We start from the raw sequence: 15,342 nt of genomic DNA on the forward strand, positions 1-15,342 counted from the left end.
AAAATGAAAATGAACAGTTAGCAAAAAGTCCACAGTGACTTTTCTTTAAATGGTAAAATGGAGTTCTCACAGCACCATTAACCAAAGAGGAGACAATCACTATGGACTGCCATAATTATACACATATAGTATCCCCTGAACGAAACGTGGTCAGCACTTGGGACGGGAAGAACGCGGAGCGATCCAGCAACTAAACAAGCAAGGATACTCTCTGCGGGCAATCGCCCGAGAAATCAACTGTTCGCCAAGTACTATCCTGTATGAATTGCGCCGTGGTACACCGCTGCGCAAAAGCCATAGAGGACGTGCACCGGAGTACAGCGCCAAACGAGGTCTTGCAGTATATGAAATGAATCGAATGAAGTGCAAAAGGCCGCATTATATCACACATTGCTCAGATTTTGTTAAGTGGGTGGTTGCGCAAGTCAGGGCAAAAAAGTGGTCGTTAGACGCTTGCGTCGGTCATGCGCGCCTGCACCAGCTCTTTGCTGATAAAGAAATGGTATGCACGAAGACCCTATATAACGAAATGGCTGCTGGTAATTTGCCGCTATCGCTGTTCGAGCTGCCTGAAATTCTAAAGCGAAAGCAAAACAAAAAAGGAACCCGAAAGCATAAACGTCTGAAAGGTCGCAGCATTGACGAACGTCCTGACATCGTAGATTTACGCACGGAATTCGGCCATTGGGAAGCTGACACGGTGATTGGCAGAAAAAAAGGCAGAGAAGCTGCTGTTTTAACTCTGATTGAGCGTGTTACAAACAATTACCTGGCTATTCGCATTCCTGGTAAAAACAGTGAGTCTGTCATGGCTGCGATGAAAGAACTACACGCTGAATATGGTGAGCGTTTCAGTTCTGTTTTCAAAACCATTACAACCGATAATGGCTCTGAATTCGAGGAATTTTCCAAGATTGAAGCCTGGGGTTCCAGTGTTTATTATGCACATCCTTACTCCTCTTGGGAGCGACCAGTAAATGAACGGCACAACGGCTTCTTGCGTCAATATATTCCAAAGGGCGTTTCGATTGAGAAATATACTTATGAAGATATATTACACTTTGCCGATGAATTGAATAGCCGTCCGCGCAAGCGACTTGCCTACCAGACACCGGAAGAATTGTTCGACGCTTTTCTCGATAAACTTTATATTGCCTGAGATCATCGGCATTTTACCAAAGTGTTCAATTTGCTATTGCAATTTACGAACATTATGTTTTCCAATATATCTCTTTGTTTATAAATAAATTTAGAACAAAAATAAGCATCGATTAATACATAAAATATATTAATTGATGCTTATTTTTGTATTATACATATTTATTATTATTTGATATGATATTGCTTATGTTCTTTATAATAATAGGGAGGGGTTTTATATGTTGAAAACATGCGGGTATTATTCGTCTGCTCTTATATTTTTATGCTTGGCAGTCATTGTTTTTTTTACAGGCTGCGGTTATGATGCCGAAGATAATAAAACCCTCTGGGGACGGTCCGACGCGACGGAGGTTGATATTACCTCAAAAATACCGGGGCGGCTTGTGGAGCTTTTGGTAAGTGAAGGTGAGCAAGTGAAAAAGGGACAAGTTTTGGCACGTATAGATAAAAGGGATATTGCTGCTCAGATAATCCAGGCAAAGGCAAATATCAAAGCCTTGCAAGCACAGAAAAAGCAGGCTTCGCTTAATACGCTGTTGCAGGGAAAAACAACAGAGGCTGCTGCCAGAAATGCAAATGCTCAATTGGAAAAAGCAGAAACAGACTTTTCTTTAGCCAAAAGTGATTTTCACCGCTATAGTTCACTTTTGTCAGCAAATGCCATATCGGAACAAACTGTTGACAGTTATCGCAATAAACTGGAAGAAGCAGCTGCAGCATATCGGCAGGCTCAAGCAAACCTAGACAGCAGCAACGCAGGTTTATTGCAGAAAAACGTAGATCAGGCCGATGAGGAGAATATAGATGAAAAAATAGAGCAGGCTCAAGCAGCATTAAAGGAAATTGAGATCTCTCTGGATGAAACAGAAATACGTGCACCATTTGATGGAATAATAAGTAGTAAATATGTAGATGAAGGAACTATGATGTCGACAGGAATGCCTATTGTTTCTGTGCAAGACCCTTTGTCAAACTGGATCAATATGAAAGTCAAAGAAACTGATCTGCCTAAATATACAATTGGCAACGAGGTAACTGTGGTAGACCGAAGCGGCAATTTGAAATTGAATGGAAAAATAGTTGATGTCAGTAAAAAAGCCGAATTTGCTACCTATCGTTCTACAAGTGAACGAGGTGGTCAGGATATCATCACTTTCAACGTAAAAATACAGGTCAATTCAGATCAAATTAAACCTGGCATGCAATTTCATATTGCGAGTTAGCGGTTTAATATGAAAATAATTGCTATTTTTATGAGAGAATTTTCCTATCTTTTTTTTGAAAATAAATACGGTTGTGTGTTATTGTATGCACCGATCCTCTATGCTATTTTTTTTGGCCTGATGTTTTCAAATCAAACTTTAAAAAATGTGCCAATAGTGATATACGATCAGGATCAGTCAGCAGCCAGCAGAAATTTGATTCAATCATTTTTTGATTCTGAACGCTTTGACGTAATCGCCATAGTGAGCAATGAAGAAGATATGATAAATCATTTGGCGGATGATAATGCAAGCGCTGCGCTGGAAATCCCTATCGATTTTGCAAAAAAGATCAAAGCAAAGAAAAAGAGCAGTGTCTTGCTGGAAATAAATGCGGTGAATATAATGTATCCTAATACAGTACAGTTATATGCATCAGAAATAATTTCCACATATAATTCAAAAATTCTGGAACCGGGCACATATCTGCCAATAAATTTCAGTACGCGTATTTTATATAATCCTACATCTTCCTATTCATCATTCATACTACCTGGTCTTGTGACTAACAGCATTCAGATAAGTCTATTATTATCTGCCTGTTTAGCTTTCGTACGGGAATTTGATTCAAAAACCTTATGGACTTCTTATTCCCTGCTTACTATTATTACGGGTAAACTGATATTATATTGGTTTTTATCCATATTGGCCGGAAGCATTGGCAGTGTTATCTGTATAAATTTTTTTAATATAGCTATGCGTGGTAATTTTATGGATATATTATTAATATACAGTGCGTTTAGTTTTGTAATATGCAATTTTGCTTTTTTCATCTCTGCCTTAGCCGTAAATCATCGCCAGCCTATTTCTCCTCTTGTCCTGCTATATATAATGCCCTCATTTATATATAGCGGTTATACCTGGCCGGATATCGCCAAGCCAATGTTTGTGTATATATATTCTCGGTTTCTGCCAATGACATATACCGCAGATACTGTTCGTGATATCATGCTCATTGGATTTTCCAATGATTTATATAAAAATAGCATCATTCTCTATCTTTCGGGAATAGTTTTAATGATCGCAACTGTATTTGTCTGCCGTCGGCGGAATAATAAAAAAAATAATGATTAATGGAGAAAAATTAGATGATTGTTATTAGGATTGCCACTCAAGAATTTAAATGGATGATATCAAAAGCTCCTAAATTAATCTATATACCGCTTATTATTCCTCTTGCTTATTTTATATTATTCAATAATTTGTTTCTTAAACATTCCGTTGACAGTATTCCGCTGGTCATTTATGATGAAAGCCAGTCGCAAGCCAGCCGAAAAATAGATCAGTCATTTGAAGACTCTGAATATTTTTCTGTTGTTGGTTACTGCAGCTCACAGGAAGAAATGAAAAGTTATTTGGAAAATAAAACAGCTGCTGCGGCGGTGGATATTCCTCCTGATATCATGAAAAAGATAGGTGCCGGCATGTCAAGTCCTGTCTTATTTGAAATGGATGAAACAAATATAATGGTGGGGAGCAGTGCGGTAATCAACGCAGAAAATATAATAAATAACTTATCCCAAAATATGGGAACAGCACTATTATTAAAAAAAGGATATCAATTGGAACAAGCACAAAATATGGTTTCTCCTGTTCAAATGCAAAATAGGATATTATATAATCCATTTCTCAATTACACCGATTATTTTGTTTATTGTCTCTTAATGATGTCTTTTCATATGGCATTATTTTTCTGTTCATCAGGTTCTATTCTAATTGAATATAATACACAAAAGTATAATAAATTTGATGAAAAATACGTTATAGCCGGAAAGCTACTGCCTTTTTGGCTTATGGGATTTTGTTACTATAGTCTGCTTATAGTGGCTGCCACAGCTATAACCGGAACGATATTTCACGGTAACATATTCAAATTATTACTTCTAGGAGCAATAGTGGTCTTTACCGTTACTTCCCTGGGTGCATTTTTGATTTCCTTTTTTAAAGCTATGTTTTACTTTTATCAGATAGGCATTATTTGTGCCGTTCCTATCTTTATGTCTTCGGGCTCCACTTTTCCAATTGCTGCTATGCCGCTATTTAATAAGATCATTTCTGCCATCCTGCCGCTTAGTTATCTTGCGCCAGCTGTGCGGAATATAATACTTTCAGGTCACACTCCCCATTTTTTTACTGATATTCTTATCTTGCTTATATATGGAATAAGCGCTTTTTACCTAACGGTAAGAAGATTTAAAAAAATTCGGTTAAAAATGCAGTATTAACTGTTATAAGCCTGTTTCAATCTGTTTTTACACTAATATTCATTGTATTTGTATTCTATCATGCTGCAAACTATTGCAATACCGGTAATAGCAGCTATGAAACCTAGAAGAAAAATTGAAGAATAACCAAATCTATCAGCAATGACACCACCAATGGGTGCCGAAAATGCATAAGCTATATCCTGAAACATCGAGAATCCGCCAAATGCAGTACTGCGTTGTGCAGGACTAACTTTCTTTATGACCTCTACGCCCATAGCTGGATAGATCATTGAGCAGCCTAATCCGGTCAATAAGGCTCCCAATAATGCAAGTGCGTAGTGCGGCGCCATCCATAACAAGCCCTGACCCAATGCTTCAACAATGAGAGAGGCAAGTGCAACTTTCACTCCGCCTTTTTTATCAGGCAATGAACCAAAAAGAATACGGCTTATTACAAAACCGAGACCGAATAATGACAATCCTGCACCGGCATACGGCCAGCCTTGGTTTTGAAAATAAAGAGATATAAAAGCGCCTAATACAGCAAACCCTATGCCTTGAAGTGTTATTGTCACTCCTTGTTTCCATATTAGACTTAAAAGTCCCCAAAATGATTTTTTTGTTCTGTTGGTGAACTTCTGAGGTTTAATTTCCGGAGCTGTTCTAAATAGCATAATACCTATAATTGGCATTATAAACGATACCGCCATCACCGCATTAAAACCGAACGCTTTATAGAGTGCAAGTCCCATAGGTCCGCCCAATACAAATGCCCCATACATAGCCATTCCCATGACAGCAAGTATCTTCCCCGAATGTTCAGGACCAAGCTGTAATAGATGCCAACCCGTGATACCCACAGTCGACATGCTTTCTCCTATGCCGAGCAGTAATCTTCCTACAATAAGGATCATGAATGACACTATAACTCCCAAATTTGATATTGAAGCTCCCATGCAAATGAGTGCTGCAAACATGTAGATAATAAAACCCAGAATAAAACATTTTTTGCTGCTCTTATTATCAGCAAAATTCCCGGCATATTTTCGGGAAAAAATTGTTGAAATGAACGATACGCCAACAGCAAAACCGCCTAACCAATTGGAGAGATTTAGACTCTCTTTCACAAATATGGAAACGACCGGCAATGCTATTGCCACAGATGAATAAGTGAAAAAGAAAGCGATCCCCAATTTTATGAGATTTTGTTTCAAAGATATTTTTAACATATTTTTTCTCCTTATAAGCAGCATATTAAACGACAAAAAACGCACTTTCCCCTCAAAAAAACATTGAGTAAGAAAGTGCGTTGGCTGACGTGAACGCTTACTATAAAATTTTTTATTATTGAATTTAATAATAAATATTTATCTTTTAACTGGTAAACTAAAAGTAATAAAATATAAACTTAATATCATACGTGGTAAGCTGATACTGAAATTTTTTGTTTAGTTATTATATACTTATATTACCACATATATTCGCAAAATGATAGTATAAAATAATTTGTGTTGTGGAGCAGGAAAAAGATAGAGATTATATCAAAGCTTTACCTATATACAGAACATGTTATATTTCAAACTTAATTTCTTTATAACAATCAAGTGAGTTATTTATTAATCTCAACTTGTGAAAAATAATTAATTATAAATTTACTGAAATTACGAGTTGCAGCCGGTAAGTAACGATCCTTCACCCATGATAACCAGATTGTTCGCTGTAAAGAAGGATTTTTAATATGTAATCTAACAAGTGAATCGGCACTTTTTTCATTCAACCAAAACGCGGGAAGAAAAGCAACACCGAGACCAGTTCTTACTAAGCTACATATTACTTCAGTAGTACTGCTTTCAAAAACTATATTAGGGACAAATCCCGCTTGTTTGCAGAAATCAGTTGTAATATCTCTAAGCCCATCTTCTTTTGGTGGGCTAATAAATGATTCATCAGCTATTTCGCTGAGTTGTATACTATTTCGCATAGCTAAACGATGGTTTGCTGGTACTGCCAAAAAAATTTCCTCAGTTACCAGAGGCTCACGGTGAATTTTAAATTGACCAATAGGTTGTTCAATTGGCAGAGAAGAAATACAGAGATCAAATTCTCCATTGATAAGTTGCTGTGGTATTTCTAGGCGTCCTGCAACTTGAATAAGACGAAATTTAACGTTCGGGTAATATGTTAAATATTTTCCGAAAAGATCTGGGAATATTTGAGATATAGTAGCTCCCACTGTGACGTTTCCGCATTCAAGGCTTACCATATCCGCCAATTCACGTTTGGCTTGCTCCAATTCATCAAAGATGCGTTTCACTCTTCGCAGAAAAACTTCACCAAACTGGTTTAGCCGTATTCGCCTTCCTTGGCGTTCGAATAAAGGAACTCCTATACTTTTCTCTAACCGTCTGATTGTGTTGCTGAGTGAAGGTTGCGCAATGTGAAGTTCTTCTGCTGCACGTGTTACATTTTCTAATTGAGCAACAACTTGAAAATATTTCAATTGAATTAAGTCCATAATATATCTCCTTAATAGCTTTAAAAGAATGATTTCATAATTAATTATATAATATTATTTATTAATAAATAATATTATAATTATATTTGTTACATATTCAAAAATCTTAAAGAAGTATGGGAACAATGCTGCACTATAAGCGGATATAAATGAAAGGCTGTGAAAAAATGTTGTATTCTGTGATTTTAGTTGCCTATGATGGTTTGGACTTAAAAACGGCAAAATTTAGGCAATTGTTCTTATAAAAATTATCCAACTAAATCTTAACAATCCAATGTATATGCCAGTAAAACAAAATCCAGATATTAGTATGATGCTAACACCGGAATAAAGGTTGCTGCTCAATCAATGTGTGTGATATTCGTTGAAAATTTTCAGCTATGAAAAAGCTTGGAAAAATGAATTTAACGAAACAGATAATACCGATCAGGGGAAATTATAATTATCCAATGAATAAGTTGAAAAAGTTGATTTAAAGCTGCTTTTTAATAATAAGACAGTTTAATAATATTAAGGGTGATAAAAATGAATAAATCAAAACTATGGACCAAAGCTTTTGTGATAGATTGCATAATTTGTTTTCTTGTTAATTTGGCATATTATTTGACAATGGTAATAATTGCTGACTATACAATGACAAATTTACATGCTTCATTAGGTGACGCGGGATTTGCATGTGGTATTTTTATCTTAGGGGCGCTCTTTGCACGTCTTTTCGTCGGTAGATCAATAGAACGACTAGGGACGAAAAAAGCACTTTACTTTGGGCTAATTCTTTTTTTACTCTCTACCCTGCTAAATCTAAAAACAGTTAATTTATTATTTCTTTTTGGGGTACGTTTCTTACAGGGTATAGGGTTTGGAGTTGCTTCAACCGCAACAGGAACGATTATGGCACAAATTGTTCCTGCTGAAAGAAGAGGAGAAGGTACCAGTTATTATGCAATGTTTGTCACTCTCAGTACAGCCATCGGTCCATTTTTAGGTATTTACCTTTATCAAAATGGAAACTTAGATAACAATTTAATTTTAGGTGCTATTTTACTATCTGTAAGTTGTATAGCAACATTTATTTTAGTAGTGCCTGAAGTTAAATTAACAAAAGAACAACTAAAGCAAATGCAAGGCTTTTCACTAGGTAATTTTTTCGAACGCAAAGCAATTCCGATTGCGATTATTACTTTTTTTATTAGTATTGGTTTTTCAAGTATACTCGGCTTTATTACCTCCTTTGAAAAAGAGATTAATTTAATTGAGGCTGGGAAATTCTTTTTTCTTGTTTATGCGGTATTTGCTGTAGCATCCAGGCCATTTACAGGTCGATTGTTTGACCAAAAAGGGGACAATTTTGTGATGTATCCATCCTTTGTGGTATTTGCTATTGGCCTTTATATACTTAGTCAAACTCATCAAGGATTTCTTCTTTTAGCAGCTGGTGCTTTTATTGGGCTGGGATTTGGAACCTACATGTCTTGTGCTCAGGCTATTGCTATTAATATTTCACCAAGCCATCGAATAGGGTTAGCTACATCGACCTTTTTTATCTTCATGGATTTAGGTGTAGGATTTGGTCCACTTTTATTAGGAACTATTATCCCATTTCTTCAATTTCGTGGACTATATGAAGCTTTAGCTATCGTTGTTATTATTTGTATGTTTTTATATTATTTTTTACATGGAAGTACATCCAAAAATAAAGAGCAAGTTGATGCAAAGACTTCTAATATTCAATAATGTCATTATTGAATTATAAGCTTAGTATACCACGGTTTTCGGTAAAAAATAGGTTGAAAAAGGATCGTCTTTTGTCCTAAAAAAGTCGTAAAAGGGTCATTTCGGCAACAACGATTTATCCACAGGTTACTTGAAAAACACGAAAGACAGCTGTTCAGGGACCGCTTTCGGCCCGAATACAGCTGTTGCCATGCTCTGCAGAGCTTCATCATGTTTTCTTCGGCTGGTCTTTATATTTCAGTGCCCCCATGAATCGCGCTCAATCCACCGGCCCTTCAAGATGATCTGCGACTCGGCATCAAGCTGCTGCATTGCTCGATCCACCCTGTCCAGATTTCTGTGATATTGAGATTCAGCTCGACAATTTCATGCTGCAGCTTCTCTTTTCGCGCTGTCTCCTGCTCGACCTTGCTTAAGTCGCTGCTCCTAGAACATACTGCGCTGTGATCGGGTGTATGATGGTCTTGAGCATTTCTTCCTTTGCAGCTTTATCAGCCTCAAGGTTTTGTAAATATGTACGCAGCTCGTCATTTCGTGATAAGTAGCGTATTACTGTCTGGATATAATCGTTGTATTTCTTCATGCCCTTTTCCTTCATTGGAAGTCTTTTGTAATGACATTGTTTATAATTTTATTGACAATGTGATAAATAAAAAGCTATAATATAAATAAAAAAGAGGTGCTTATCTTATGGCTAATACTAATTTAAACATTAGAATAGATGAAAATCTTAAAAAAAATGCCGAAAAAGTATTTTCTTCTTTAGGTTTAACAACAACCGCAGCGTTTACTATCTTTGCTAAAACCGTAGTGAGAGAACAGGGAATCCCTTTTAATTTATCACTTAATCCTTCCTATAATGCAAGGACTAAGGCTGCCATGGATGACGTTGTAAATCATCGCAACATGAGCAAAAAATTCAACACTGTAAAAGAACTTATGGACGATTTAAATGCTGAAAATTGAATATGGTACTGCTTTTAAGAAGGATTTTAAAAAAATAAAGAAACGTGGATATAATCCAGCCTATCTTGAAAAGGTTCTTGAACTTCTGATTGAGCTGAAGTCTCTTCCAAGCAAATATAAGGATCATGCCTTGATCGGAAATTACAAAGGTTTTCGTGAATGCCATATTCAACCTGACTGGCTTTTAATATACCGGATAGATGAGGGAGCTAACCTTAACATTAACTCGTACGGGCAGTCATAGTGAGCTAACATAAGCTTGTCTGCGAACAGCGCATCCGTGTTGCCCTGCGTCCATGTGCATATATCCGTCCATCCAGATCTGCGGTTGCTGAGGATAGCAGAAATTGCTGATTAAAAGTCTGTCCGTCCGCAAATGGGACTGCCACAATGTGGGACGCATCATAATCGCGATATAAACGCGGTAAAGAATATACTGACGCAGGTTCTCCCCCCTAGCCTAGGGACCGTGGGATACACGGAAATTTACGCTTGGGGAAATCGTATAAGTCGCAGATACTTCTGTGGATGCGCAATGGTTGTCAAACCAAGAATCCCCAGCCTTTAGGCGTGGGGATTGTCAATGCTGTTTTATCTGCCATTGCTAAATGGTTTAAGCAATTCCAGCAGCTTATTTTTTTCGTCATTTTGTCTATCATCTAAGACAAACTTCTTGAAAAATTCTTTTATATCATGGAGGCTTTTCCCCTCACGCAGCAATTTATTTGCTGTTTTTATAAATAGTCCAGTTTCCGCAGCATAATAATTAATCATGTTAAATCCCTTATCTATCGAATATATTGAACGCTTAAGGCATCTTCGCAGTGGATGGTTATCATTGGTATTATAATAATATAGTAAAGTTTTATTAAATTCCGCTATGTTTTCCTGCATGATATTCAGTATACCGCATTGATTGCTTACTAAAATTTTATTTGCGGCTATTATAGAAGTACGTTTATTCCCATCCCAAAACAATTGGCTTTTCACTGCATATGAAAAATATTCTAAAGCTCTGTCTATCGGATTGTTTAATGCCAGTATTCGTTTAATCTTTTCTTCCGTGTTTTTTTTATCAGGAATTTCTGGTTTCCAATCTGTACCACCGACGCCTACATCACCACTTCTTAGTACCCCCCATTGCAAACTTTCGTTGCGGGAAACATATTCATTAATTTTGCAAACATATTCTAGTGAGAAAGGGGTATTTATGCTGGTAATTATGAACCTGTAAGCGTCGCGTAAATTTAAGATCGTTTGGATATCATCCACGGAAACATTATTTATGACCGCTCCGGCAAGAATGGTCTGCGTGTCTGGATAAGTGACATTACAACCTTCTATTTTTGCGGTATTATATATTGAAGAAACTAAGTATTTTTTGGCGAGTATAATATTTTGTTCCTTTTCTATTTTATACTTAGCTAAATCCAAATTACATATCTGCTTCACGTTTATACCTTCTTTTAACCTTTTAACGAAAATTTTTTAAAAAAGTAAATATATTACCGTCTAAATGAATTTGTCATTATTTTCCTTAACTGCTGTGCCTGAAAATCAATATTATATATTATACGCCTAATACGTTCATTATCAATAAGTGAATTTTTTTCAAAAACATCATGGGCAATTTCAGTAATATTTTTTTCAGTAATATCTTCTACAGATATGGTAGATTCTTCTAGTAACTTAATTTGATTTTCGTGTAAACTTCTAAATGGTTTTGCCTCCTGGCTTTTAAGTTTCATGTTTTTAGTTATATCTTTATACCATAGGCTATTACCATGATCAAATAGAGGTGCAAAGCCTATGAATTTTAATGTTTCTGCATTTCTTATAAAACCAAAATTACCATAATGTCTATCATTATTATTAATTAAATAATCGAATGCTAACATTGTGTCAATAGATTCCCTTTTACAAGGTATTTTTAACACTTTCATACAACGAAGAAAATGTTTATAATCATTTTCATTGTTGTTTTTTTTACAAGCATTCCGAATGTACAGCGCCGGAACATACTCTGTGTCATGATCTATAAATGTTTCACAAACACTATATGTTTTATCTTTCAAAACATCTAATTTATACGTAACGTGAGGGATATTTAACTTAGATAGCAATTTCGACGCAAAAACTTCATTATAGGCTTGCTGATAATAAGGAGCTGTACTTTCTTTATACAGATAGCGCTTATTATTTTTTATGGTCCAAAATTTTCTAAGTTCTCCATTAGAACTCATATCAGGAGAATATGATGATGGCATATCATCTGAAGATGAGAAACCTTGGGTATTAAATTGATTGTCAAATAAATTAACTTGTTTCCAAGTTATATCAGCTTCTTTAGGTCTATACCAATACTGATCAGATAGATTTAATCCTAAGTTTTTAAGAGATAGTGCGCTAGCAGTTTCTACATCTGCAGCTTCTAATAAAACTGATAAATCTTGTCGAGAAGTTGAAATACTTCGAGACTTTATCCAGGATTCTAATGCGTATTCTTTATCGGTTTGATATTTAACTGGTAATGGTAAATATTCTTCATTATATATTTTAATAATTTCTTTTATGCGGCCAGATATATTATTTATATTTAATTCTATTACAGGAATTTCTTTATCCATAAGTATAATTTCCATTTTATACCCCTTAAAAATTAAAATTTCTTTATTAATCAAAAATTAAAAGATATCTATAAAAGTCATTGAGTATTATATACTCGCATATTTTTCATAGGATGTCCATAATGAACATCCTATTTTATATCACTCACCTCTAATACAATCATATTTCTATTAACTTAAGGAAGGAACTATTTTTTATGAAAGTTGCAATTTACGCAAGATATTCATCCAACAATCAAAGAGAAGAATCAATCACAGCTCAATTACGTGCGGCTAAAGCATATTGCTATAATAAGGGTTATAGTATCATTAATGAATATTGTGATGAAACCTTTAGCGGCACTAATGATCACAGGCCGGCTTTTCAAAAACTTATTAAAGATGCTAAGTCATGTATGTTTTCCGCAGTCATTTTTCATAAAATTGATCGTAATGCACGTAATGAATATGATTACTACTATAATAAGGCACAATTACAAAAATATGGAGTGCATTATGAATATGTCACTCAAAACATAGATAGCAGTCCAGAAGGTCAAATGATGGAAACTGTAATGGTCGGTATGGCTGCGTATTATAGCCGTAATCTAGCTAAGGAAGCATTGAAAGGGCAGAGGGAAAACGCATATAAGGCACGCCATAATGGTGGTACTCCACCTTTAGGTTATGACGTTGGGCCAGATCTTAAATATATTGTAAATGAAAAAGAAGCGCCTATTGTGCGCTTGATCTTTAAACTTCGAGCTGCCGGATTTGGATATAATCATATCCTTACAGAATTGAATCAAAATGGCTATTGAACTAAACGCGGTATCCATTTTGGCAAAAACAGTTTATATGACATTTTGCGTAATAAAAAATATATAGGAATATATACCTTTGGACGTGTTTCAGGTGGGAAATTGCATACAAGAAACAATCATATGAATGATTCAAGCGATATGATAGAAATTCCAAACGGTATGCCAGCTATTATTTCACAGGAAATATGGAATAAAGTTCAAACCCGCATGCTTACCGACAAACATGCAACGGCTAAATTTAAAGCTAAAATTCCTTATTATTTAACAGGTAAAGTATTTTGTGCAAAATGTGGATCACGAATGACTGGAGGTACATTTATATCAACCAAAGGAACTAAATATTCTTATTATCGCTGTTGCAATAACAATAAAACAATGAATGGATGCAAAGGAATAAGAATCAAAAAAGAGTGGCTTGAAACTGCCACTTTAAATTATATAAATATTCAATTATTAAATCCTAAACTAATCCCTCTGCTTACCACTGAAGTACAAAAACGAATCAATATAATATCTTCTGGAGATAATAGAGAAAAAAAATTACTCGAACAACAACGTAACGAAATAACAGGTAAAATTAACAATCTGCTTGATTTAGCTGAAGATGGACAAACCGGAGATATAATACGCGAGAGAATTTTAGCAAATAAAACGCGCCTTAATAATATTGACATGCAAATAAACAAATTTAAAAGTTCTGATAATTTTGTGCCAACAAAAAAACAAATAATTAATTTGGTAAGATCCTTTATTGAGAAAGGTAAAAAAGTTAGTCAGTTAAGAGAAATTATAGATACCTTTCTCGAGAGCATAATAGTATCAAAAAAAAATTTTATAATTAAAGGTTGATTGTAAAATGAAAATGAACAGTTAGCAAAAAGTCCACAGTGACTTTTCTTTAAATGGTAAAATGGAGTTCTCACAGCACCATTAACCAAAGAGGAGACAATCACTATGGACTGCCATAATTATATCACAGTATTCCCTGAACGAAAACGTGGTCAGCATTTGGGACGGGAAGAACGCGGAGCGATCCAGCAACTAAACAAGCAAGGATACTCTCTGCGGGCAATCGCCCGAGAAATCAATTGTTCGCCAAGTACTATCATGTATGAATTGCGCCGCGGTACACCGCTGCGCAAAAGCCATAGAGGACGTACACCAGAGTACAGCGCCAAACGAGGTCTTGCAGTATATGAAATGAATCGAATGAAGTGCAAAAGGCCGCATTATATCACACATTGCTCAGATTTTGTTAAGTGGGTGGTTGCGCAAGTTAGGGCAAAAAAGTGGTCGTTAGACGCTTGCGTCGGTCATGCGCGCCTGCACCAGCTCTTTGCTGATAAAGAAATGGTATGCACGAAGACCCTATATAACGAAATGGCTGCTGGTAATTTGCCGCTATCGCTGTTCGAGCTGCCTGAAATTCTAAAGCGAAAGCAAAACAAAAAAGGAACCCGAAAGCATAAACGTCTGAAAGGTCGCAGCATTGACGAACGTCCTGACATCGTAGATTTACGCACGGAATTCGGCCATTGGGAAGCTGACACGGTGATTGGCAGAAAAAAAGGCAGAGAAGCTGCTGTTTTAACTCTGATTGAGCGTGTTACAAACAATTACCTGGCTATTCGCATTCCTGGTAAAAACAGTGAGTCTGTCATGGCTGCGATGAAAGAACTACACGCTGAATATGGTGAGCGTTTCAGTTCTGTTTTCAAAACCATTACAACCGATAATGGCTCTGAATTCGAGGAATTTTCCAAGATTGAAGCCTGGGGTTCCAGTGTTTATTATGCACATCCTTACTCCTCTTGGGAGCGACCAGTAAATGAACGGCACAACGGCTTCTTGCGTCAATATATTCCAAAGGGCGTTTCGATTGAGAAATATACTTATGAAGATATATTACATTTTGCCGATGAATTGAATAGCCGTCCGCGCAAGCGACTTGCCTACCAGACACCGGAAGAATTGTTCGACGCTTTTCTCGATAAACTTTATATTGCCTGAGATCATCGGCATTTTACCAAAGTGTTCAATTTGCTATTGCAATTTACGTTTTATAAT

15 protein-coding genes are annotated in these 15,342 nt (G+C 36.0%); 10 read left to right on the top strand and 5 right to left on the bottom strand.

The window, feature by feature from the left end:
• Positions 1 to 157: 157 nt before the first annotated feature.
• From I6758_RS03510 to I6758_RS03525, 4 genes are all read left to right on the top strand, one after another.
• Positions 158 to 1,159 carry an IS30 family transposase gene (locus I6758_RS03510; protein WP_196603827.1) on the top strand — a complete coding sequence of 334 codons (1,002 nt, stop codon included), beginning with the start codon at positions 158 to 160 and terminating at the stop codon, positions 1,157 to 1,159.
• A gap of 220 nt (positions 1,160 to 1,379) precedes the next feature.
• Positions 1,380 to 2,384, top strand: a complete 1,005-nt coding sequence (locus I6758_RS03515) for an HlyD family secretion protein (protein WP_196603828.1) — start codon at positions 1,380 to 1,382, stop codon at positions 2,382 to 2,384.
• 9 nt (positions 2,385 to 2,393) lie between these two features.
• A complete protein-coding gene (locus tag I6758_RS03520) occupies positions 2,394 to 3,497 on the top strand; it encodes an ABC transporter permease (RefSeq protein ID WP_196603829.1) in 1,104 nt (367 codons plus the stop codon).
• A 14-nt stretch (positions 3,498 to 3,511) separates the two neighbouring features.
• Positions 3,512 to 4,648, top strand: a complete 1,137-nt coding sequence (locus I6758_RS03525) for an ABC transporter permease (protein ID WP_196603830.1) — start codon at positions 3,512 to 3,514, stop codon at positions 4,646 to 4,648.
• A gap of 32 nt (positions 4,649 to 4,680) precedes the next feature.
• Here I6758_RS03525 and I6758_RS03530 read toward each other — a convergent pair whose 3' ends face one another.
• Both I6758_RS03530 and I6758_RS03535 read right to left on the bottom strand, forming a co-directional pair.
• The gene (locus I6758_RS03530; RefSeq protein WP_196603831.1) at positions 4,681 to 5,859 is read right to left on the bottom strand and encodes an arabinose transporter; all 1,179 of its coding nucleotides are present in this window, start codon (positions 5,857 to 5,859) and stop codon (positions 4,681 to 4,683) included.
• Positions 5,860 to 6,239: 380 nt separating this feature from the next.
• Positions 6,240 to 7,145 (bottom strand): LysR family transcriptional regulator, encoded by a 906-nt coding sequence (locus I6758_RS03535; RefSeq protein WP_196603832.1) that lies wholly within the window; start codon positions 7,143 to 7,145, stop codon positions 6,240 to 6,242.
• A gap of 525 nt (positions 7,146 to 7,670) precedes the next feature.
• On the opposite strand from I6758_RS03535, the gene I6758_RS03540 reads away from it, so the two are divergent.
• On the top strand, positions 7,671 to 8,879 hold the full coding sequence (locus I6758_RS03540) for an MFS transporter (RefSeq protein ID WP_196603833.1): 1,209 nt from the start codon (positions 7,671 to 7,673) through the stop codon (positions 8,877 to 8,879).
• Between the two features lie 412 nt (positions 8,880 to 9,291).
• On the opposite strand, the gene I6758_RS03545 is transcribed toward I6758_RS03540, so the two are convergent.
• Positions 9,292 to 9,462 carry a hypothetical protein gene (locus I6758_RS03545; protein ID WP_196603834.1) on the bottom strand — a complete coding sequence of 57 codons (171 nt, stop codon included), beginning with the start codon at positions 9,460 to 9,462 and terminating at the stop codon, positions 9,292 to 9,294.
• Between the two features lie 107 nt (positions 9,463 to 9,569).
• Here I6758_RS03545 and I6758_RS03550 point away from each other — a divergent pair, with 107 nt between their 5' ends.
• Both I6758_RS03550 and I6758_RS03555 read left to right on the top strand, forming a co-directional pair.
• Positions 9,570 to 9,845: a type II toxin-antitoxin system RelB/DinJ family antitoxin gene (locus I6758_RS03550; RefSeq protein ID WP_196603835.1), complete on the top strand. Its 276-nt coding sequence runs from the start codon at positions 9,570 to 9,572 to the stop codon at positions 9,843 to 9,845.
• Complete coding sequence (locus tag I6758_RS03555; protein WP_432748930.1) at positions 9,832 to 10,089, top strand: type II toxin-antitoxin system YafQ family toxin; 258 nt, start codon at positions 9,832 to 9,834, stop codon at positions 10,087 to 10,089. The genes I6758_RS03550 and I6758_RS03555 overlap by 14 nt, the downstream gene beginning before the upstream one ends.
• A 347-nt stretch (positions 10,090 to 10,436) precedes the next feature.
• On the opposite strand, the gene I6758_RS14870 is transcribed toward I6758_RS03555, so the two are convergent.
• Complete coding sequence (locus I6758_RS14870; protein WP_196603836.1) at positions 10,437 to 11,297, bottom strand: Fic family protein; 861 nt, start codon at positions 11,295 to 11,297, stop codon at positions 10,437 to 10,439.
• Between the two features lie 53 nt (positions 11,298 to 11,350).
• On the bottom strand, positions 11,351 to 12,487 hold the full coding sequence (locus I6758_RS03565; protein ID WP_196603837.1) for a HipA domain-containing protein: 1,137 nt from the start codon (positions 12,485 to 12,487) through the stop codon (positions 11,351 to 11,353).
• 182 nt (positions 12,488 to 12,669) lie between these two features.
• Between I6758_RS03565 and I6758_RS03570 the strand changes: the two genes are divergently transcribed.
• The 3 genes from I6758_RS03570 (at position 12,670) to I6758_RS03580 (ending at position 15,285) form a co-directional block, all read left to right on the top strand.
• Positions 12,670 to 13,272, top strand: coding sequence for a recombinase family protein (locus tag I6758_RS03570; RefSeq protein WP_196603838.1), 603 nt, complete (start codon positions 12,670 to 12,672; stop codon positions 13,270 to 13,272).
• Between the two features lie 12 nt (positions 13,273 to 13,284).
• Positions 13,285 to 14,124 (top strand): recombinase family protein, encoded by an 840-nt coding sequence (locus I6758_RS03575; protein WP_330998016.1) that lies wholly within the window; start codon positions 13,285 to 13,287, stop codon positions 14,122 to 14,124.
• 105 nt (positions 14,125 to 14,229) lie between these two features.
• Complete coding sequence (locus I6758_RS03580) at positions 14,230 to 15,285, top strand: IS30 family transposase (protein WP_196603708.1); 1,056 nt, start codon at positions 14,230 to 14,232, stop codon at positions 15,283 to 15,285.
• Positions 15,286 to 15,342: the final 57 nt, after the last annotated feature.

Source organism: Pectinatus haikarae (assembly GCF_015732185.1).
GTDB lineage: Bacteria > Bacillota > Negativicutes > Selenomonadales > Selenomonadaceae > Pectinatus > Pectinatus haikarae.

Coding starts and splice junctions, on each gene's coding strand:
- I6758_RS03570 (WP_196603838.1), top strand. CDS start 12,670: ATGAAAGTTGCAATTTACGCAAGATATTCATCCAACAATCAAAGAGAA.
- I6758_RS03515 (WP_196603828.1), top strand. CDS start 1,380: ATGTTGAAAACATGCGGGTATTATTCGTCTGCTCTTATATTTTTATGC.
- I6758_RS03580 (WP_196603708.1), top strand. CDS start 14,230: ATGGACTGCCATAATTATATCACAGTATTCCCTGAACGAAAACGTGGT.
- I6758_RS03540 (WP_196603833.1), top strand. CDS start 7,671: ATGAATAAATCAAAACTATGGACCAAAGCTTTTGTGATAGATTGCATA.
- I6758_RS03520 (WP_196603829.1), top strand. CDS start 2,394: ATGAAAATAATTGCTATTTTTATGAGAGAATTTTCCTATCTTTTTTTT.
- I6758_RS03550 (WP_196603835.1), top strand. CDS start 9,570: ATGGCTAATACTAATTTAAACATTAGAATAGATGAAAATCTTAAAAAA.
- I6758_RS03565 (WP_196603837.1), bottom strand. CDS start 12,487: ATGGAAATTATACTTATGGATAAAGAAATTCCTGTAATAGAATTAAAT.
- I6758_RS03535 (WP_196603832.1), bottom strand. CDS start 7,145: ATGGACTTAATTCAATTGAAATATTTTCAAGTTGTTGCTCAATTAGAA.
- I6758_RS03530 (WP_196603831.1), bottom strand. CDS start 5,859: ATGTTAAAAATATCTTTGAAACAAAATCTCATAAAATTGGGGATCGCT.
- I6758_RS03555 (WP_432748930.1), top strand. CDS start 9,832: ATGCTGAAAATTGAATATGGTACTGCTTTTAAGAAGGATTTTAAAAAA.
- I6758_RS03545 (WP_196603834.1), bottom strand. CDS start 9,462: ATGAAGAAATACAACGATTATATCCAGACAGTAATACGCTACTTATCA.
- I6758_RS03525 (WP_196603830.1), top strand. CDS start 3,512: ATGATTGTTATTAGGATTGCCACTCAAGAATTTAAATGGATGATATCA.